A 19,509-nucleotide genomic window follows, 5' to 3' on the forward strand; every position below is an offset into this window, starting at 1 on the left:
CCCCCGTGCCCGACGGCGGCACGCACCTGGGCGGGTGAGCCCACCGCTGGCGAGGCGCTGTGCTGCGCTCCCTCGGCGTCACCGACCAGGGCGTTGTGGTTCCTCGGCGTGTGGGCGGCGCTGGTCGCCCTCACCCCGGTCCTGCGGCGGGCGTGGCGCCGGTCGCGGTGGCGTGCCGCGGCCGCGGTGGTGGCCCTGCCGCTCGTGATCGACGCCCTGCGCTTCGGGGCGGGTCTTGACGACCTCGCATGGGCCAACGTGCTCCTGGCGTGGACCGTACCCTTCGGTGCCGGAGTCGCCTACGCGACGGACCAGAGCGACGGCCGCAGGGCGAGGCCGAACGCCTGGGCGCCCCTGGCCGGTGCGGCGGTGGCCGCGCTGGCCGCGGCGGCGCTGCTGATCGCCGTCGGGCCGTACCCGGCGAGCCTCGTCGGGATGCCCGGGGCCGAGATCTCCAACCTGGCGCCCCCGACCGCGCCCGTGGTCCTGCACGCCGTGGCCATGGTGTGCCTGGCGCTCGCGGTCCGGCGGCCGCTGGCCCGGTGGGCGGCCGGGCGTGGCCGCCCGGTCGTCCAGGCGGCGGCCCGGCGGTCGATGACCGTCTACCTGTGGCACCTCACCGCGATGTTCGCCGTCGTCGGCATCGTGCTCCTGGGCCTCGGGCAGCGGCTGCCTGCCGCCTGGACCGCGGACTGGTGGGCGGGGCGGCCCGTCTGGTTCGGCGCCTACCTGCTCGTGCTGCTCGGTCTCGTCGCGGTCTTCGGGCGGTTCGAGACCTCCCGGGCCGGATCCGAGCAGGGCGCCGCCCCCACCGGTCGGGCGACCGGCCGGTGAGACGGCGACGCCCCGCCCGGTCGAGGACCGGGCGGGGCGTCGGGGACAGCGCGGACAGCACGCGTCAGGAGCAGTTCTCCGTCGTGTACTCGTCGAGCTCGGCGATCGCGCCGTTGAACTCCTCGCTCGAGAACCCAGCCATCGCCTCGGTGAGCGCGGCCTGGTCGGCGTTCTCCAGGTCGGACAGCGCCTCGGAGGCCGTGTCCGTGAAGTTGCGGATGGTCGAGGAGACCACGGCGTAGGAGTCCGAGATCTCCTCGGGGGCCTCGATGGACTCGACCTGCGTGGTCACCTCCTCGAGGGAGGCGATCGCCGCGTCCGGGTCGCTGGGGTCGATGCTGGTCTGCAGCTCGGTGGTCAGCTCGTCGACCGAGCTGAAGGAGTCGCAGAATGCCTGCGCAGACTCGTCCGAGCCGCCGCACGCGGCCAGCGAGAGGGTGAGTACGCCGGCAGTGGCCAGAGCGGTGCTCCGGGAGAGGTGGTTTCGCATGCCGCCACCTTAGGGGTTGCTCCGAGCAAGGTCACAGCCCGTCTTCAGGCGTGGACGCCTGCGCGGGCCTCAGTCGCGCGGGTCGGCGACGGCGTACGGCAGGCGGTGCAGCACGTCGGCCTGCTGGACGGCACGTTCCCGCTCGGCCTGGCCCCGCACCAGCTCGCGGTCCCGGCGCTCGTGCAGCACCGCGTGCAGGAACGCCTCGGCCGGGGTGCCCGGCGGTGGCCCAGGGGCCACGTACGTCTCGACCTGCCCGGCCAGCTCGTCCGTCAGCCGTGCGCGGGAGGACGGGGCGAGCCGCGGAGCGCGGTCCAGCACCTGCCGGGCCCGCAGCGCCAGGCCGTCGGGCAGCCGCCGGATGTCGGCCGTGTGCGCCCAGCCGGCCAGGTCCGGCGCCATGACCAGCGGTCGCTCCCAGCCTCGGGCCCCCCGCACCCGCACGGCGTACGTGCCCGCGAGGAGGTCGCCGAGCCGCTTGCCGCGCGCGTTGGCGAGCGAGGTGATGACCGCAACGGCACCGAAGGTCAGCCACAGCTCGAAGACGCCGACCAGAGCCCGGATGAGCGCGTGCCGGAATCTCACCGGGCCGCCGTCGTCGCGCACCACCCGCAGGCCCGTGGCGAGCTTGCCCAGCGAGCGCCCGCGGCTCAGTGTCTCGACCGCGACGGGCAGGGCGACGAAGAACGCCACTACGAAGACGATCGAGACCGTGTTGCTCCACTGCACGTCGAGACGGTCGATGGTCGTGCCCATCAGCACGCCCAGCGTGACGGAGAAGAGCACCACCGTCACCACAGCGTCCAGCAGCGCACCGACCGCACGCGTCGCGAACGACGCCGGGCGTGCGTCGAGGACCACGCCCTCGCCGATGAGGATTCCGTCCTGCACCGTGCCTCCGTCTCCTCGGATCTACCTGCGGGCGCCGTCCTCACGACGCCACCTCCTGTGGCAGGGTAGCGGGCGTGGACCTGGATGCCTTCACCGCCGTGCACCGCCCGGAGTGGGACCGCCTCAACCGTCTCGCGAAACAGCGCCGGCTCGACGGTGCGGAGGCCGACGAGCTCGTCCGTCTCTACCAGGCGGTCGCCACCCATTTGTCGACCGTCCGGTCGGCCGCACCCGACCCGGTGCTGGTCACCCGGCTCTCCGAGCTCCTGAGCCGGTCACGCACCCGGATCGCCGGGGCGCACGAGCCGGCCTGGTCCGACGTCGTCCGCTACGCCACGGTCACCGTCCCGGCCGCGCTGTACCGGGTCCGGTGGTGGACCTTCTGGGTGACCGCCGGCTTCCTCCTGGTGGCCGTGATCGCCGGCGTGCGGGTCGCCGTCGACCCCGACGCGCTCGCGGCCCTGGGCCCGCCGTCGTGGCAGGAGAGCTATGTCAACGACGCGTTCGAGTCCTACTACGATCCCGGCACGTCGTTCGCCGCGATGGTGTGGACCAACAACGCCTGGATCGCCGCCCAGACGATCGCCTTCGGTGTCACGGGTGCCTTGCCCGTCTACGTGCTGCTCTCCAACGCCGTCAGCATCGGCGCGATCGGTGGGATGATGGCCGCGCACGGCGAGCTGACGCTGTTCCTGCAGCTCATCACGCCGCACGGCCTGCTGGAGCTGACGTGCATCTTCGTGGCCGGGGCGGCAGGGCTCAAGCTGTTCTGGGCGTGGGTGGACCCGGGCCCGCGGCCCCGGGCGACGGCGCTCGCGGCCGAGGGGCGGGCGCTGTTCACCATCGCCGTCGGGCTCGTCGGGGCGCTCGCGCTGTCCGGTGTCGTCGAGGGTTTCGTCACGGGCTCCGCCCTGCCGTGGTGGCTCAAGATCGTCATCGGCGCGCTGGCGCTGGCGGCGTTCCTCGCGTACTACCTCGTGCTCGGTCGGCGCGCGGTCCGGGCAGGGGAGACCGGTGACCTCGACGTCGACCGCGCGGGCGCCGTCCTCCCCACAGCAGGCTGACCCCGTGCGGCTGCGGCTGACCCCGTGCGGTTGTGGGCGTGATTTCTGGGCTGCAGTATCGGGCAAACGTGGGCATAACGGGCCAGAAATCACGCCCACAACCGCACGGCGTCAAAGGCGGCCGGCGGCCTTGAGGGCTAGGTAGGTGTCCGCGAGGCGCGGTGCGAGCTGGTCGGGGAGCGCCTCGAACACCTCCGCGCCGTGCTGGCGCAGCACCGCTGCCACGGCCGACCGCTCCAGGTCCCCCCGCGCGGCGGCCGCGGCGTCGTAGACCTCCTCGATGCTCTCGCGGCCGGATCGCATCGCCGCGACCTCCGCGTCGGAGACCGCCGCGACCACGACCTGGTGCGTCCCGGAGAGCTGGTCGATCACGGGCAGGAGCCCGGTCTCCACGACGGCAGGGTCGAGCGACGTCAGCAGCACGACGAGGGCTCGCTGCGAGACCCGCGCGCGTACCTGGCCCACGAGCCCGGTCCAGTCCGTCTCCAGCAGCGCCGGCTCCACGGCGGCCAGCGACTCGGCCATCGCGGGGAGCAGACGTGGCCCCGACGCCCCGGCGACCCGCGCGCGCAGCCTCCGGTCGTAGGCCAGGACCTGGAAGCGGTCGCCCGCGCGGTCGGCCAGCGCGCCCAGCAGCAGCGCCGCCTCGACGCTCGCTTCCAGCCGGGTGCCGCCGGTGTTCACCGACCCCTCGAAGGCGGTCCCGATGCGGGCCGCCGAGGTCCGCCCCGTGTCGAGCACGACGACGACCCGCCGGTCACGCTCGGGGCGCCAGGTCCGCACGACGACGTCGCCGCCCCGTGCCGTCGCACGCCAGTCGATCGAGCGGACGTCGTCCCCCACCACGTACTCGCGCAGGGAGTCGAACTCGGTGCCCTCGCCCCGTACCTGCACCGAGGCGCGGCCGTCCATCTCGCGCAGCCGTGCCAGCCGGCTCGGCAGGTGCCGACGAGAGGCGAACTCGGGCAGTACCCGGATCCTGCCGCCCACGTCGATCGACGCCTGGCGCCCGGCCAGGCGGAGCGGCCCCAGCGTGCGGATCGTCACGGGTCCGGCGGTGCGCTCGCCGCGTCGTGTCGGCAGCAGGGGAGTCCGCAGCCGTGCGGACTCGCCCGCAGGCAGGTCCACCGTGTGCCGGGCGGTGCGGGCCGGCTGGGCCGGGTCGGTGTGCGGTCGCAGGCCACCGTCGTCGTCGAGGGCGGTGGCGAGCGACGGGGGCCAGGCGTCGCGGACGAGCGCGCGCAACCGCCGTCGTGCCGCGTTGGTCAGCACGAGCTGCGACGTCGCCGGCGTGCCCAGCCGGACCGACGACGGCACGGTCCGTTGCACCGTGACCTGCCGGGGCGAGGCGGCCAACGCGACGTCGAGCACGCAGACGGCGACGACCACGACGGCCCAGACCAGCACCGTCCCGGGTACCGGCCAGATCGCGACCGGCACCAGGCCGAGCGCCGCCAGGGCGACGGCACGCCAGGACAGCGCCATGTCAGCGGGGGACCGGGACGGCGGCCAGGACGGTCCCGAGCACCGACTCGGCGGTGACACCCTCGAGCTCCGCCTCCGGGCGGAGCTGGACGCGGTGCCGCAGCGTCGGGTGGGCCAGCGCCTTGACGTCGTCCGGGGTCACGTACATGCGCCCCGACAGCCAGGCCCACGCGCGAGCCGTCGCGAGCAGCGCCGTCGCGCCACGGGGCGAGACGCCGAGCTGCAGCGACGGTGACTGGCGGGTCGCCCGGCAGACGTCGACGGCGTAGCCGAGGACCTCGGGGGAGACCTCGACCTGGCGGACCTCGGCCCGCGCGGCGGCGAGCACGGCCGGGTCCGCGACGGCGCGCACGCCGGCCGCCCCCAGGTCCCGCGGGTCGAACCCGCCCGCGTGGCGGGCCAGCACCTCGACCTCGGCGTCGCGCTCGGGCAGCGGCAGCAGCACCTTGAGCAGGAAGCGGTCGAGCTGGGCCTCCGGCAGGGGGTACGTGCCCTCGTGCTCCACCGGGTTCTGCGTGGCGATGACGAGGAACGGCGCCGGCAGCGGGCGCGGCTCGCCGTCGACGGAGACCTGCCGCTCCTCCATGGACTCCAGCAGCGAGGCCTGCGTCTTGGGGGGCGTGCGGTTGATCTCGTCCGCGAGCAGCAGGTTGGTGAACACCGGGCCCTGGCGGAACGAGAACTCGGCCGTGCGGGCGTCGTAGACCAGCGAACCGGTCACGTCACCGGGCATGAGGTCGGGGGTGAACTGCACGCGCTTGAAGTCGAGGTCCAGCGACGCGGCCAGCGTGCGCACCAGCAGGGTCTTGGCCACACCGGGCACACCCTCGAGCAGCACGTGCCCCGAGCAGAGCAGGGCGATGAGCAGGCTGGTCACCGCAGAGTCCTGCCCGACGACGGCCTTGCCGACCTCGGTGCGCACGTCCGCCAGGGCGCGGCGCAGCTCGAGCGACGGCTGCGGCGGCTCGGGGGGCGCGGGCGGTGCGGGCGCTGCGGGTGCCAGGGTGTCCGCGGTGGCGGCGGGCTCCGATGGGCCGGGGACGCTCGGGGACTGCTGGTTCTCGTCGGGTGGGGTCACGGTCGGTGAACCTCGCTCTCCAGGGTGTCGAGCCGGCGGGCGAGCTCGCTGAGCGCGGCGTCGTCGGCGGGGGGTGGTCCGTAGATCAGGGCGGCGACCTCGTGCGGGTCGCGTCCCGTGGCACGTACGACGGCGTCGACCACGGCGTCCGGGTGGGCGGAACGGGCGAGGCCGAGCCGTTGCGCCATGGCCTGGGCCGTCGCCGCCCGCAGGCCGGCCGCCGCGTGCCCGCGGGCGCGGGCACGGCGGTAGAGGCGGGCGCGGCCGCGTGCGGACTCGGCAGACGGCACCACGACAGGCAGCTGCTCGGCGACGAGCCTGCCGAGCCGCCGACCACGCCAGACGGCGGCGACCAGGGCGACGAGCACGGCCCACCAGAACGCCGCCCCGAACCAGGTAGGCAGCACGGTGGCAGGATCCGGGTCGTCTGCCCGGTCACGGGCGACCGTCGAGTCGGCCGGGTCCGGGACCAGCCAGACGAGATGGTCGTGGCCGCCGAGCAGGTGGAGCGCGAGCGCGGCGTTGCCCTCGGTGAGCACGTCGTCGTTGCGCAGGAACGCCGGGTCGTCGACGGCGACCACGGAACGACCGTCCTGCTCGACCGCGGCGAGCACCGCCGACCCCTCCGGGCCGGCCCAGCAGGTCGACAGCCCGGGAGCCACCGACTCCAGGCCGGGAACGAGCAGGGAGGGCCCGGCCGCGACGGCCGCCGGCACGTCGCAACCAGGATCGACCGGCTCGACCGGCCCGGGGATCCACGGCGTGCGCTGCACCTGGTCCGCGGTCGTAGCCCGCAGGAGCCCGTCGTCGACACCCGCCAGCACGAGGTCGGCCTCGACGGCGGCGATGTCAGTGACCTGCTCGGGCAGCAGGTACGGCGCGGGCGTGACGAGGAGCGTCGTCCCCGCGCCGGCGGCGCGCGCGGCGTCGGCGACGCGGGTGACGTGCTCCACCCGGACGCCCTGGCGCTCGAGCACCTGGGCGAGCGCGCGCGAGCCGTCCGGGCGGGCGTTGCCGGGGTCGTACGGGATGGCGGAACCCGGTGGTCGCATGACGGCGAGGACCAGCACCGCGAGCAGCAGCGCGGCGAGGCCCCCGACGAGCCATCGCGCGGACCGCCAGCGACGCCGGCTCCGCGAGCCGAGCGTGGTGCCGTCACCGGTGACCGCGGTCGAGGTCCAGGTCCCCGTCGGGGCTGCCACAGCGCTCACAGCGATCCCTCCGGCACGGATGCCGCCGGCGCGGTCGGCCGGGCGGCCGCCACCTGGTCGTCGAGGGCGCGCATCGCGGCGTCGTCCGCTGGTCCGGCCGGCAGGTGGCCGTAGCAGACACCGTCGAAGCGGCCGGCGGCGGTGTGCAGGTCGGTGGCGAGGGCGGGCAGCCGGGTGCTCGCGGCGACGGCCGCCTCACGCGCGGTCCGGCCCGGTCGTTCGTCGAGCACCACGCGTTCCTCCAGTCCGCGCACCACGGCGCGGAAGCGCTCGAGCACGGCGAGCGGCCAGTCCTGCCGGGCGGCGGCTTCCTCGGCCGCGGCGCGCATCTGCGCCGCGGTCCGCGCGTCGTCATCGAGCACGACGGCGGAGCTCTTGGCAGCGTGCCGGCGCAGCCGGGCCGGACCCGCGACGAACAGGGCGACCGCCACCACGACGGCCACCACCACCGCCACGATGAGTGCGAGCCGCCACGGGCTCAGATCCACGGCGCCGATCTCGTCGAAGAGCCCGGACAGCCATTCGAGCAACCGGAGCAGGAGGGAAGGGTCCTGGGAGTACTCGGGCCGCGACAGCTCCTCGACCAGCCAGCGGTTCGCCGTCTCGCGGTCCGGCACCACCGGCACCTCGGTGGCGCCGTGCAGCAGTGCCCAGGTCCTCGCCGTCGCCTCGGTCACCACTGCGGGGTGCCTCCCGGGGGCGGCAGCGTGCCGGCGGAGCCCGCCGGTGGCTGGTCCGCCGCCCGCTCGGCAGCGGCGGCGAGCTGGACGTCGAGGCCCTCTCGGCGCATCCGCACGTCGGTGTAGACCAGCGCGACGACGCCGGAGACGAACACGAGGTAGACCACGCTCGCGATGACGGAGGCGACGACCGAGCTGACGAGGAGCCCCCATCCGAGGTCGTTCCCGTCGACCGCGGCACCCAGGAGGGCCAGTGGGTAGGCGACGACCTGGCCGGCGAAGCTCGCGATGATGCTGGCAAGCAGCACGGTGCCGAACACCCGCCAGTAGGTGCCGCGGGTGAGGCGCCAGGCCCTGGCGATCGTGCTCCCCAGGCCGCTGCCCTCGAGCACGAGCGCGGGGGCGACCAGCATGAGCCGGACCCACAGCCAGGCCGCCAGGACCAGGATCGCGACCAGGCACAGCAGACCGACGAGCACGGACAGCCCCACCGACTCCGTCCCCACGGCGACGCCGGCCACGAGCAGGACGGCGCCGACGCCGACGACGGTCATCCCGACGGAGAGCCCGATCGTCCGCAGCAGCATCCAGCCGATGAGGACGGCGAGCCGGGGGCGCACCTTCTGCCAGACCTCGCCCACCGTCAGCTTGCGGCCGATGACCGACTGGCTCACCGAGACGGTGATGACGCCCTCGGTGATCGGCTGCGCGATGAGCAGCGTCAGCGACAGGGCACCCGAGACCGCCATGAGCTGGGCGAACCAGTTGGCCTCGGAAGCGGTGAAGACGTCGAACTCGGCCTCCGCGCTGAACACGTCGGCGAACATGCCGGCCAGCGCCGGGACGGCGAACTGCGCGAGCAGGGCGGCGAGCAGCGTGGCGGCCGCGACGACGACCGCCACCAGCCCGAGCATGACCGCCGGGTTGTGGCGGACGGAGCTGAACGCCCCGTCGAAGATCTCCCCGAGGGACAGCGGGCGCAGCGGGACGACGCCGGGCTTCGTCGCGGACGGGCCGTACGGGTTGGGCGGCACCGCACCGGGCGTGGGTTGCGCCGGGCCGGCGCTGCCGCCGTCGGCCCCGGGCTGCCCGGGCCCGTACTGGCCTGGTCCGTACTGCCCGGACCCGTACTGGCCCGGCCCGTACTGCCCGTACGCGGGCGGCCGCGGCGCCTCGCCCCACCCGGAGGGCGGCGTCGGCTGGTCGGGCGTGCTCATGCTGCCTCCTGGGGCACGGCGGAGTGGACGGGTGAGTGACCGCCACGACCCTATAGCGTTCGTCGCCTCCCGGGCGCGCCCCGGGCGGATCTCGTGGACCCTGGCAGACTGTGCCCATGAAGTCCCGCGTCCTGGTGGTCGACGACGACATTGCTCTCGCCGAGATGATCGGCATCGTCCTGGAGTCCGAGGGGCTCGATCTGAGCTTCTGCTCCGACGGCGATGCCGCCATCGGCCTGTTCCGCTCGACCCAGCCCGACCTCGTCCTGCTCGACCTGATGCTGCCGGGGAAGGACGGCATCGAGATCGCCCGGGAGATCCGCGCGGAGTCCGGCGTGCCGATCATCATGCTCACCGCGAAGACCGACACGGTCGACGTCGTCCTCGGGCTCGAGTCCGGTGCCGACGACTACGTCACTAAGCCGTTCAAGCCCAAGGAGCTCGTCGCGCGGGTGCGGGCACGCCTGCGCCGCTCCGACGAGCCCGGGCCTGAGCGGCTCAAGATCGGCGACATCGAGATCGACGTCACCGGGCACACCGTCACCCGAGAGGGTGAGCGGATCAGCCTCACGCCGCTCGAGTTCGACCTGCTGGTCGAGCTGGCGCGCAAGCCGTGGCAGGTGTTCACCCGCGAGGTGCTCCTCGAGAAGGTCTGGGGCTACCGGCACAGCGCGGACACCCGTCTGGTGAACGTCCACGTCCAGCGCCTGCGCTCCAAGATCGAGAAGGACCCGGAGAGCCCCGAGGTCGTCCAGACCGTGCGTGGGGTGGGCTACAAGGCCGGTGCCGCCCGCTGACGCACGTGCGACCGACCCTGTCGTCCGGGGCGTCCGGTCGCTCGTGCACCGCTGGCGCTCCTCCATGCAGGTGCGCGTCGTCACCTCGGCGATCGCGCTCGGCGTGGTGGCCGTGGCCGTGCTCGGGGTCTACCTGTCGTACTCGATCCGTGACGGGCTACTCGACCAGCGCCTGGACCAGATCGAGCGGGAGAACGCCGGGGTGATCCAGGACGTCCGCACGCGGCTCGGCAGCTCCACCGCCACGCAGACCGGGGAGCAGCAGGCTCTGCTGCGTGACGTCATCCTCTCGCTGACCGCCGGCGGCTCGAGCGCGCAGGACTTCTTCCTGCGGCAGGCACCGGGGCAGCAGCTCCCGCTCGTCGACCCGTCGTCCCGTCAGGGCCTGGCGGTCGGCGACGTCGTCACCCCCGAGCTGCGGGCTGCCACGCTCGCCACCGGGGACCAGGTGCTGCAGTCGGTGCCCGTTCCCGGTGACTTCGCCGAGTCGGGCGCGGAGGAGCCCGGCGTCGTGGTCGGCGCGACCGTCGAGCTTCCCTCGGCCGGCACGTTCGAGCTGTACTCGCTGTACTCGCTCGCCACGGAGCAGGAGACGTTGCGGTTCGTCCAGCGGACCCTGGCGCTCGGTGCCCTGGCGATCCTCGCGATGATCGGGTTGCTCACCTGGACGGTCACCCGGCAGACCGTCCACCCCGTGCGGCGGGCAGCCATCGCCGCGGCCCGCCTGGGCGAGGGTCACCTCGACGTCCGGGTCCCCGGGTCCCGCGGCTACGACGAGATGGCGACGCTCGCGCGGACGTTCAACGAGATGGCGGACAACCTCGAGGAGCAGATCGCCCGGATGGAGGAGCTGTCCGCCGCGCAGCGGCGGTTCGTCTCGGACGTCTCGCACGAGCTGCGCACCCCGCTGACCACGATCCGCATGGCCGGGGAGGTCATCCACTCGGCGCGGGCCGACCTCGAACCGTCGGCGCGGCGTTCGGCCGAGCTGCTGCAGACCCAGCTCGACCGGTTCGAGGAGCTCCTCACGGACCTGCTCGAGATCAGTCGCTTCGACGCCGGCGCGGCGGTGCTGGACGTCGAGCAGCAGGATCTGCGCGGCGTGGTCACCGCAGTCGTCGACACCTGCGCCCCGCTCGCGGAGCGCAAGTCCGTCTTCCTCTCGGTGGAGATGCCGGACGAGCGCACCACGGCGGACATCGACCCGCGTCGGGTCGAGCGGATCCTGCGCAACCTCGTCGTGAACGCGATCGAGCACGCCGAGGCCAAGCCCGTGGAGGTCACGGTGGGCCAGGACGCCGAGGCGGTCGCCGTCGTCGTGCGCGACCACGGCGTGGGCCTGACCCCGGAACAGCTCAACCGGGTCTTCGACCGGTTCTGGCGGGCGGACCCGGCGCGGGCCCGCACGACCGGGGGCACCGGGCTCGGCCTGGCGATCTCGCTGGAGGACGCCCGGCTGCACGGTGGACGCCTCGACGCCTGGGGGCGCCCGGGTCACGGGGCGAGCTTCCGGCTCACCCTGCCACGGCGTGCGGGCATCGAGATCGGCCGTCCGCCCCTGCCGATCGAGGGCCCGCCTCGCTCGGGCGGCCAGCACGTCCCCACGGGACAGGTCCCCGTGGTGAACCCGCCGACGGGACCGACCCCGACCGCCATCCCCGAACTGCCACCCGAGGAGGAGATCTGATGGGTCGCCCCAGCGGCCGGCACGTCGTGCCGGCACTCTGCGTCGCCGTGCTGATGGCGTCCGCCGGGTGCGCGAGCATCCCGACCTCCGGCAACGTCATGGAGGGTTCGGCCGAGGTCGAGAGCGCCAACGACCTCGGCTTCGACGTGCAGGGGCCGGCAGCGGGGGCCGATCCTCAACAGGTCGTCCAGGGGTTCGTGAGCGCGGCGCAGTTCGGCCCGGCGTCGGCTGCCACCTTCGACATCGCCCGGGAGTACACCACGTCGGACGCCTGGTCCGCGTGGGACGAGTACACCCGCGTCCTCGTCCTGTCCGAGTATCCCGAGTGGACCGTCCAGGAGTACGACGACACCTCGGGCTCCACCTCGGTGCACGGCGAGGCGCTCGTGGTCGCGTCCCTCGACGAGGACGGCGTCTACACCGAGCTGGCCGAGCCGAGCAGCGTGGACGTGGACTTCGACCTGGCACGCGGCGCGGACGGGCAGTGGCGCATCAGCGGGCTCGAGGACGGCCTGCTCGTGCTCGCCAACTTCCTGGGGAACGCGTTCCACCGCACCTCCCTGTACTACCCGACGTCCGACCGTGAGTGGTGGGTCCCCGACGTGCGGTGGTTCCCCGGGCAGTCCTGGCGCACGGCGGCGACGCAGGCGATCCTCGCCGGACCGCCCGACTGGCTCGCCCAGTCGGCCGTGTCCGTGGTGCCCGAGGGGGCCACGCTGGCCATCGACGCCGTGACGGTCGCCGAGGACGGCACGATCGACGTGAGCCTGACGTCGGCGATCACCTCAGCGTCTCCGGAGGACCGGGCGCTGCTGGTCGCGCAGCTCGAGGCGACGCTGCGGGAGGGGGACGGCAGGACCGTCGTCCTCTCGGAGGGGACGTCTCCGCTGGCGGCCACCACGGCGGACGATCCCTCGCGCCCGCTCACGGTCGGGGACGCCGTCGCGGTGCTGGACGCCGGCTCGGGAGAGGGCCAGGAGCTGCGCCAGGTCGTCGGGCGCGAGCTGGTGGACCTCCCCGAGCCGCTGGACGTCGGAGGGCTCGACGTGACCGCCGTCGGCGTCGGCGCCGCCGACGGGACGATCGTGGTCCGCGACGGTCGCGGCAGGCTCGTCCGGCTCACCGATGACGGCCCGGTCGAGCTGCTCGTCGGCGAGCGGGCCGTGGCTCCGTCGATCGATCGGTTCGGCGCCGTCTGGACCGCGGTGGAGGGTGAGCTCCGCGTGGTCGTCGCCGCCGGGGGAGTCGTGCCTGTCGACGCGGAGTGGTTGACCGACCTCTCCGTGCGGTCGCTGCGCGTGGCGCCCGAAGGGGCGAGGATCGCGCTCGTCACCGACGGTCCCGACGGGCCCGAGACCTGGGTGGCAGCGATCGAGCGGGACGCCGAGGACACCCCCACGGGGCTCTCCGCCCCTGTCCGGGTCGGCGCCCCCGTGCCGTCCGTCGAGGCCGTCGGCTGGTCGGAGGAGTCGGCGCTCCTGCTGCTCGCCCGGGACGCCGACGGCACCCGGGCGCTGCACGTCACGGGCGTCGGAGGGCTCGCCGGGTCGAACGACGGGCGGTCCCGCCCGTTGGCGACGACGGCCGTGCCGAGGGCAGTGGCTGCGGCCGTGGGCGCGAGCCCGATCCTCGTGCTGGACGCGGACGGCACGGTGTACGTGCGCCAGAGCGCCGCCCTGTGGCCCGCGATCTCGGAGGACGTCGTGGCGCTCGCCTACCCGGGCTGACCCCGTGGCAACAGCGAGCTGGGAGACCGTCCACAGCGGATCTCGTCCACCTGGCGAGCAGGGGACGGCCCGGGGCGGCCGGGCGTCCAGCACCATGGTGCGGTGCTCACCCGACTGGCTCGCCTCGTGGTCCCGGTGTCCTGCCCCGGCTGCGGTGCCCACGACGTGCGGTGCTGCCCCGGTTGCGCTGCCGCCGTCGTGACCGGACCGGTACGCCGGGTCGAGGAGGGGGCGCCGCGCCTCGACCGGCTGGACGGTGTCGCGCCGATGCCCGTCTGGGCGGTGTGCGACTACGCAGGCCCGGTCCGCGACGTCGTCGTCTCCTGGAAGGACCGGGAGCGTGCGGACCTCGACGCGCTGCTCGCACCCGCGATGCGCCGCGCCGCCGCTGGGCTGGTACCGCTCGTGGGGCCCGTCGTCGGCCAGGCCGGGCTGCTGGTCGTCCCGGCTCCGTCGGCCCCCGGGTCACGCCTGCGCCGCGGCCGAGAACCGGTCGGCGTGCTCGCGGGCGCCGTGGCCGCGGCACTGCGTGACGGCGGGGTGCCCGCCGTCGTCGTCCCGGCGCTGCGGCGCCGGCGCACCACCCGCGACCAGGTCGGCCTCGGTGCCCGCGCGCGGGGCCGGAACCTCGGTGCCTCCGTCAGGGTGCGCCGGCGTGCGCTGCGCGAGGGCGCGACCTGCCTGCTGGTCGACGACGTGCTCACCACCGGGGCGACGCTGGCGGCAGCCGAGCGGGCGCTGACCGGCGCCGCCACACCCGTCCTCGGTGCCCTCGTGCTGGCCGCGACACCGCCACCGGACGCCGTCACGGAATCTCCCCACGACGGATGGTCGTCAGCGGTTCACCCCACCGACACCTTGGGGTTAGCCTAGGGGTCCGACGGCGAGCAGCCCGCGGCAGCGGACGCTTCGCCGCATCTCACGAGCGGGCCGGGCAAGGTCCGGCGACCGGGAGGTGGTGCCAGTACCGGCACCCACCGCGGTGCCCAGACAGCACAACCGGGCCGCCCCGAGAGATGCAACGAGGGTGGCCCCACGACGAAGTGGAGCAACACGATGGAGATCGCCGTCGTCGGCAGGCACACGGACGTCACGGACCGGTTCCGCGACCACGTGGAGGACAAGCTCGCCAAGGTCTCGCAGCTCGCGCCCAACGCGCGTCGCGTAGACGTCGAGGTCACGCACGAGAAGAACCCACGGCTCGCCGACCAGAGCGAACGGGTCGAGCTGACGGTGCGGGACAAGGGGCCCGTGATCCGGGCGGAGGCGGCCGCAGACGACCGCTTCGCCGCGCTCGACCTCGCGATCGACAAGCTCAGCGAGCGGCTGCGCCGCTCCCGGGACCGGCGCAAGGACCACCGCCGTCGAGGGCCGGACGTCATGCCGCCGGTGGACGTGCGCCCCTACGACGAGGTCCTGGCCTCCCAGCCGGAGCCGGAGGCAGAGCCCGCGTCGCTCTCCACGCCCGGCGACGCCGTCGAGCACCAGCTCGGCGACTCGCCCGTCGTCATCCGCCAGAAGCTCCACCGCGGGGAACCGATGACCGCCGACGAGGCCGTCGAGCACATGGAGCTCGTCGGGCACGACTTCTTCCTCTTCATCGACAAGGAGTCGGCGCGCCCGGCCGCCGTGTACCGGCGTCGGGGCTGGACCTACGGCGTGATCGAGCTCGACACGACGTGCAGCGGGGTCGCGCCGGTGACGACGCTGACCTGAGGCTGCGCAGGACGGGTGAAGGCCCCCGACCGTGCGCGGGATCCCTCCTCGTCCTTGTCTGCTCGACGCCGGTCGCGGCGCCGGTGCCCTCGGCAGGCGTGTCGGGGGCGGACGGCACGATGCCGGCATGGAGACGTTGTCGATCGCCGAGGCGCGTCGGGTCGCGCTGCGGGCGCAGGGCCTGGACCGTGGACGACCCGCCGGGCCGGTGACCATGCGGCGCCTCACCAGCGTCGTGGACCGGTTGAACCTGCTGCAGATCGACTCGGTCAACGTGCTGGCCCGAGCACACCTGGTGCCGCTGTACTCCCGGATGGGTCCGTACGACCCGAGCCTGCTCGAGCGCGCCGCCGGGACGGCGCCGCGCCGCCTGGTCGAGACGTGGGCGCACGTGGCGTCCTACGTCCCCAGCGCGACGTACCCACTGCTCGAGTGGCGCCGCCGGTCGTACGAGCGGGAGGCGTGGGGGTCCATCTCTGCCGTCCCGCGGGCGCACCCGCACGAGCTCGCCCTGGTGCGGTCGCTCGTCACCGACCTCGGCCCCGTGACAGCGAGCCGGATCCACGACGAGCTCGAGCGGGCCGGCCGGACCGCTCCGCGCTCCCGCATCGAGTGGGGCTGGAACTGGACCACGGCGAAGCACTGCCTCGAGTACCTGTTCTTCACCGGCGAGGTCATGGCGGCGCGGCGCAACGGAGCGTTCGAGCGCTGCTACGACCTGTCCGAACGGGTGTTGCCGCCCGCCCTGCGCGACGCGCCGTCGGTGCCCGACGACGAGGCGGTGCGTCGGTTGCTGGAGCTCGGCGCCCGCGCCCACGGGATCGGCACAGCCCGCTGCTTCCGCGACTACTTCCGGTTGCGCGGGCCGCTCGCGCAGCAGGCGCTCCGGGACCTGGTCGACGCCGGCACGCTCGTCCCCGTGGCGGTGGAGGGCTGGTCGGAGCCCGTCTACCGGTACCGCGACGCGGTCGTGCCGCGGCAGGCGTCCGGCAACGCGCTCCTCAGCCCGTTCGACCCGCTGGTGTGGGAACGGCGTCGGCTCGAGTCGTTGTTCGACGTGTTCTACCGCATCGAGATCTACGTCCCGGCCCCGCGCCGTCGCCTCGGGTACTACGTGCTGCCGTTCCTGCAGGGTGAGCAGATCACGGCCATGGTCGACCTCAAGGCGGACCGTGCGGCCGGGGTGCTGCGCGTCGTCGCCGCGCACCGCACGGCCCACGCCGACGCCGCGACCCCGGCGGCGCTCGCGGCCGAGCTGACGCTGCTCGGCTCCTGGCTGGGTCTCGGCGTCACCGAGACGGCGCCGGTCGGCGACCTCGCCGCCGACCTGGGCGCCGAGGTCCGGCGGCAGGAGGCGGGAGCCGCCGGGTGAACGGGGCGCGTCGTTAGACTGCAGGTCCGACCGGTGCGCACCAGGAGGAACGGATGACAGCAGGCCTCCCCGCGGACATCTGGATCCTGGCCGGAGGCGTCCTGCTCGTCGCATCGATCCTCGCCGCGGGGTTCGCCGGGAAGGTCCGCATCCCGGGGCTGCTGCTGTTCCTCCTGGTGGGCATGATCATCGCCGACGACGGTCTCGACCTGGTCCAGGTCTCCGACGTCGAGCTCGCGCAGACGCTGGGGACGGTCGGCCTGCTGCTCATCCTCTTCGAGGGTGGGTTGACGACCAAGCCGCGCGACGTCCGGCAGTCGGCCTGGCCGGCCCTGGTCCTGGCCACCGCCGGCGTCGCCCTCACCGCCGCGGTGGTCGCGCTCGCCGGATGGTGGCTGCTCGACCTCGACCCGTTGACGGCCATGCTCATCGGGGCCGTCGTCTCCTCGACCGACGCGGCTGCCGTGTTCGCGGTGCTGCGGCGCTCCCCGTTGCCGCGTCGCCTCTCGTCGCTGCTGGAGGTCGAGTCCGGGGTCAACGACCCGGTCGCCATCATGCTCACCGTCGGGCTCGTCGCCACCTTCACGGGGTCGCCGGAGCCCTCGGACTGGGTCGCGTTCGGCGTCGTGCAGCTGTTCGGCGGCATCGTGGCGGGGGCGGTCGTCGGGCTGAGCGGCAGCTGGGTGCTGTCCCGGGCAGAGCTCGGCCCCACGGGCGCCTACCCGGTGCTCGCGCTGGGTGTCGCCGGGCTCGCCTACGGTGCGGCGGCGCTGGTCGGCGGCTCGGGCTTCATCGCCGTGTACCTCGCCGGACTCATCGTCGGCGCCCGGGTGACCTTGCACCGGCGCGAGATCCGCGCGTTCCACGCCGGCCTGTCGAATACGGCCGAGATCGGTCTCTTCCTCCTGCTCGGCATGCTCGTCTTCCCGTCCGACCTGCCGCCGGTCATCGCCCCGGCGCTGATCATCGCGGTGGTCCTCGTGCTGGTCGCGCGGCCGCTCGCCGTCGGGCTGTGTCTCGTGTGGTTCGGCTACTCCTGGCGCGAGATCGCCTTCGTGTCGTGGGTCGGCCTGCGGGGGGCCGTGCCGATCGTCCTCGCGACGTTCCCCGCCGTGGCGGGCTACCCCGAGGGTGCGCTGATCTTCAACGTCGTGTTCTTCGTCGTGCTCGTCTCGGCGGCCGTGCAGGGGATCAGCATCCGCAGCGTCGCCCGTGTCCTCGGCGTCTCGTCGGTGGTGCACGACCTCGAGCCGGTCACGTCGGGGCGGCCCCTCGCCGGAACGGCGACCGAGCTCTTCGAGGTTCCCGTGCGCCCGGACCTGGCACTCGTCGGGCGGAAGATCGCGACCGTGACGCCGCCGTGCGGCCGGATCACCGCCGTCGTCCGGGACCGCCGTGCCCTCGCTCCGGACGACCAGGTCGAGCTCGTGCCCGGCGACGTCGTCCTGGTGCTCGTGCCGCGTGATCCCGACTCGGCCCGGCAGGTCACCGCGTGGGCGCGGGGCGAGCCCACCCCGGGCCAGCCGTAGGATCGCCTCACCGAAGAGGGGAGTGAGGGGCGATGGACGTCATCGCGTTGTACCTGGGAGTCGCCTTCGCCGGCGGGCTGCTGGCACGTCTGGCCAAGCTGCCGCCGCTGGTCGGCTTCCTGGTGGCAGGGTTCGCGCTGGGGGCGGTGGGTGCACCCGGCCTGCCCGGGATCGAGACGATCGCGGAGATCGGCGTCTCGCTGCTGCTCTTCACCATCGGTCTCAAGCTCGACGTGCGGACGCTCGCCAAGCCGGTGATCTGGATCACGATGGCGACGCACATGGCGCTCAGCGTGATCGTCAGCCTGGGTTTCCTCGGTCTGCTGGCCGTCGCCGGGGCGGTGCTCCTGGGTGGTGAGTCCCTGCAGACCCTCGCGCTCGTCGGGTTCGCCCTGTCCTTCTCCTCGACGGTGTTCGTCATCAAGGTGCTCGAGGACAGGTCGGACGCCACCAGCCTGTACGGGCGGGTCGCCGTCGGCATCCTGATCATGCAGGACATCGCCGCGGTCGCGTTCATCGTCGTCGCGACCGGCGAGCTGCCCAGCCCTTGGGCCTTGCTGCTCGTCCTCCTCCTCCCCGCCCGGCGACTCCTGCACCGGCTCTGGGACGCGGTCGGGCACGGTGAGCTGCAGGTGCTGTTCGGCGTCGCCCTCGCCCTCGGTCCGGGCTTCTACCTGTTCGAGCACCTGGGCATCTCGGGTGATCTCGGGGCGCTGGTGATGGGGATGCTGCTGGCCTCGCACTCCGGTGCCGGCGAGATGTCCCGGTCCCTGATGTCGCTGAAGGACCTCATGCTGGTCGCGTTCTTCCTCGAGATCGGTCTGCACGGCACGCCGACCCTTCAGCACGTCGGCCTCGCGGTCGGCCTGCTGCTGCTCCTGCCGCTGCAGGCAGCGGGCTTCGCCCTGCTCCTGTGGATGCTGCGACTGCGCCGCCGCACGGCGATCCTCACCGGGCTGGTCCTCGGCAACTTCTCCGAGTTCGGCATCATCGTCGCCGCGGTGGGGTCCGACGCAGGGATGCTCGACGAGGAATGGCTGATCGTCATCTCCCTCGCGGTGGCGATGAGCTTCGTCCTGGCGGCGGTGGTCAACCGTCGCGGCGTCGAGATCGCCTCCGCCCTCACCCGCTTCCTCCCGGCGAAGGACCCGTCGTCCCTGCACCCTGACGACCGGCTCGTCGACATCGGTGACGCCGATGCCGTGGTGCTGGGGCTCGGCCGGGTCGGCACCACGGCCTGCGCCCGCCTGCGTGACGAGTACGGGCTGCACGTGGTGGGCGTGGAGCACGACGACCAGCGCGTGACCACGCTGCAGGAGCAAGGGTTCGAGGTGGTGCGCGCCGACGCCACCGACCTGGAGTTCTGGGCCCGGGTCAAGCGTGCGGGGCACGTGCGGATGGCGGTGCTCGCCATGCCGTTCCACAACGCGAACCTCATCGCCCTGTCGAGGTTGCAGGACGCCGGGTTCGAGGGGCAGGTGGCAGCGATCGCCCGGTACGACGACGACGCCGCCGAGCTGCGGCGGCATGGGGCGGACTCCGTGTTCCACCTCTACGGGGCCGCGGGCGCCGAGCTGGCCGACCGGGCCGCCGAGGCGCTGTCCGCCGAGCGTTGACGTTCGTCGGTCGCGAACCTGGCCCCGCGCTCCGGCACGGGGGAATAGGATGGCAGGCGGTGCGACCGGGACGACGACGCCGTCGTCCGGCCCCGGCCGCCACCACCGAACGGGC

The 19,509-nt window shown here is 73.8% G+C and carries 17 protein-coding genes; 10 read left to right on the forward strand and 7 right to left on the reverse strand.

Annotated elements, in window-relative coordinates; translation table 11 throughout:
* The first annotated feature begins 57 nt into the window (after positions 1-57).
* Entirely contained in the window at positions 58-834 is a 777-nt protein-coding gene (locus PZC42_RS08020; protein ID WP_368860266.1) for an acyltransferase family protein, read from the forward strand.
* A gap of 64 nt (positions 835-898) precedes the next feature.
* Here the strand turns inward: PZC42_RS08020 and PZC42_RS08025 are convergent, their stop codons facing one another.
* Both PZC42_RS08025 and PZC42_RS08030 read right to left on the reverse strand, forming a co-directional pair.
* Positions 899-1,324 carry a hypothetical protein gene (locus PZC42_RS08025; protein WP_277209799.1) on the reverse strand — a complete coding sequence of 142 codons (426 nt, stop codon included), beginning with the start codon at positions 1,322-1,324 and terminating at the stop codon, positions 899-901.
* A 69-nt stretch (positions 1,325-1,393) separates the two neighbouring features.
* Positions 1,394-2,215, reverse strand: a complete 822-nt coding sequence (locus PZC42_RS08030; RefSeq protein WP_277209801.1) for an RDD family protein — start codon at positions 2,213-2,215, stop codon at positions 1,394-1,396.
* A gap of 74 nt (positions 2,216-2,289) precedes the next feature.
* Between PZC42_RS08030 and PZC42_RS08035 the strand changes: the two genes are divergently transcribed.
* Positions 2,290-3,279, forward strand: coding sequence for a stage II sporulation protein M (locus PZC42_RS08035; protein WP_277209803.1), 990 nt, complete (start codon positions 2,290-2,292; stop codon positions 3,277-3,279).
* A gap of 111 nt (positions 3,280-3,390) precedes the next feature.
* On the opposite strand, the gene PZC42_RS08040 is transcribed toward PZC42_RS08035, so the two are convergent.
* From PZC42_RS08040 to PZC42_RS08060, 5 genes are all read right to left on the reverse strand, one after another.
* The gene (locus tag PZC42_RS08040) at positions 3,391-4,764 is read right to left on the reverse strand and encodes a DUF58 domain-containing protein (RefSeq protein ID WP_277209805.1); all 1,374 of its coding nucleotides are present in this window, start codon (positions 4,762-4,764) and stop codon (positions 3,391-3,393) included.
* 1 nt (position 4,765) lies between these two features.
* Entirely contained in the window at positions 4,766-5,767 is a 1,002-nt protein-coding gene (locus tag PZC42_RS08045; RefSeq protein WP_277210001.1) for an AAA family ATPase, read from the reverse strand.
* A gap of 71 nt (positions 5,768-5,838) precedes the next feature.
* Positions 5,839-7,053, reverse strand: a complete 1,215-nt coding sequence (locus tag PZC42_RS08050; protein ID WP_277209807.1) for a DUF4350 domain-containing protein — start codon at positions 7,051-7,053, stop codon at positions 5,839-5,841.
* Positions 7,050-7,730: a DUF4129 domain-containing protein gene (locus tag PZC42_RS08055; protein ID WP_277209809.1), complete on the reverse strand. Its 681-nt coding sequence runs from the start codon at positions 7,728-7,730 to the stop codon at positions 7,050-7,052. Before PZC42_RS08055 ends, PZC42_RS08050 begins: the two co-directional genes overlap by 4 nt.
* Entirely contained in the window at positions 7,727-8,950 is a 1,224-nt protein-coding gene (locus PZC42_RS08060; protein WP_277209811.1) for a glycerophosphoryl diester phosphodiesterase membrane domain-containing protein, read from the reverse strand. The genes PZC42_RS08055 and PZC42_RS08060 overlap by 4 nt, the downstream gene beginning before the upstream one ends.
* 116 nt (positions 8,951-9,066) lie before the next feature.
* Here PZC42_RS08060 and mtrA point away from each other — a divergent pair, with 116 nt between their 5' ends.
* The 8 genes from mtrA (at position 9,067) to PZC42_RS08100 (ending at position 19,394) form a co-directional block, all read left to right on the forward strand.
* Positions 9,067-9,747 carry an MtrAB system response regulator MtrA gene (mtrA, locus tag PZC42_RS08065; RefSeq protein WP_277209813.1) on the forward strand — a complete coding sequence of 227 codons (681 nt, stop codon included), beginning with the start codon at positions 9,067-9,069 and terminating at the stop codon, positions 9,745-9,747.
* Positions 9,734-11,434: an MtrAB system histidine kinase MtrB gene (gene mtrB, locus PZC42_RS08070; RefSeq protein WP_308199831.1), complete on the forward strand. Its 1,701-nt coding sequence runs from the start codon at positions 9,734-9,736 to the stop codon at positions 11,432-11,434. Before mtrA ends, mtrB begins: the two co-directional genes overlap by 14 nt.
* On the forward strand, positions 11,434-13,161 hold the full coding sequence (locus PZC42_RS08075; protein ID WP_277209815.1) for an LpqB family beta-propeller domain-containing protein: 1,728 nt from the start codon (positions 11,434-11,436) through the stop codon (positions 13,159-13,161). The genes mtrB and PZC42_RS08075 overlap by 1 nt, the downstream gene beginning before the upstream one ends.
* A 102-nt stretch (positions 13,162-13,263) precedes the next feature.
* On the forward strand, positions 13,264-14,034 hold the full coding sequence (locus PZC42_RS08080; RefSeq protein WP_277209817.1) for a ComF family protein: 771 nt from the start codon (positions 13,264-13,266) through the stop codon (positions 14,032-14,034).
* A 183-nt stretch (positions 14,035-14,217) separates the two neighbouring features.
* Positions 14,218-14,877 (forward strand): ribosome hibernation-promoting factor, HPF/YfiA family, encoded by a 660-nt coding sequence (gene hpf / locus PZC42_RS08085; RefSeq protein ID WP_277209819.1) that lies wholly within the window; start codon positions 14,218-14,220, stop codon positions 14,875-14,877.
* Positions 14,878-15,004: 127 nt separating this feature from the next.
* Positions 15,005-16,249: a winged helix-turn-helix domain-containing protein gene (locus PZC42_RS08090; RefSeq protein WP_277209821.1), complete on the forward strand. Its 1,245-nt coding sequence runs from the start codon at positions 15,005-15,007 to the stop codon at positions 16,247-16,249.
* Between the two features lie 53 nt (positions 16,250-16,302).
* Positions 16,303-17,778 carry a potassium/proton antiporter gene (locus tag PZC42_RS08095; RefSeq protein ID WP_277209822.1) on the forward strand — a complete coding sequence of 492 codons (1,476 nt, stop codon included), beginning with the start codon at positions 16,303-16,305 and terminating at the stop codon, positions 17,776-17,778.
* A 32-nt stretch (positions 17,779-17,810) separates the two neighbouring features.
* Positions 17,811-19,394 (forward strand): cation:proton antiporter domain-containing protein, encoded by a 1,584-nt coding sequence (locus tag PZC42_RS08100; RefSeq protein WP_277209824.1) that lies wholly within the window; start codon positions 17,811-17,813, stop codon positions 19,392-19,394.
* The last annotated feature ends 115 nt before the right edge of the window (positions 19,395-19,509 follow it).

Source organism: Isoptericola croceus (assembly GCF_029382255.1).
GTDB lineage: Bacteria > Actinomycetota > Actinomycetes > Actinomycetales > Cellulomonadaceae > Isoptericola > Isoptericola croceus.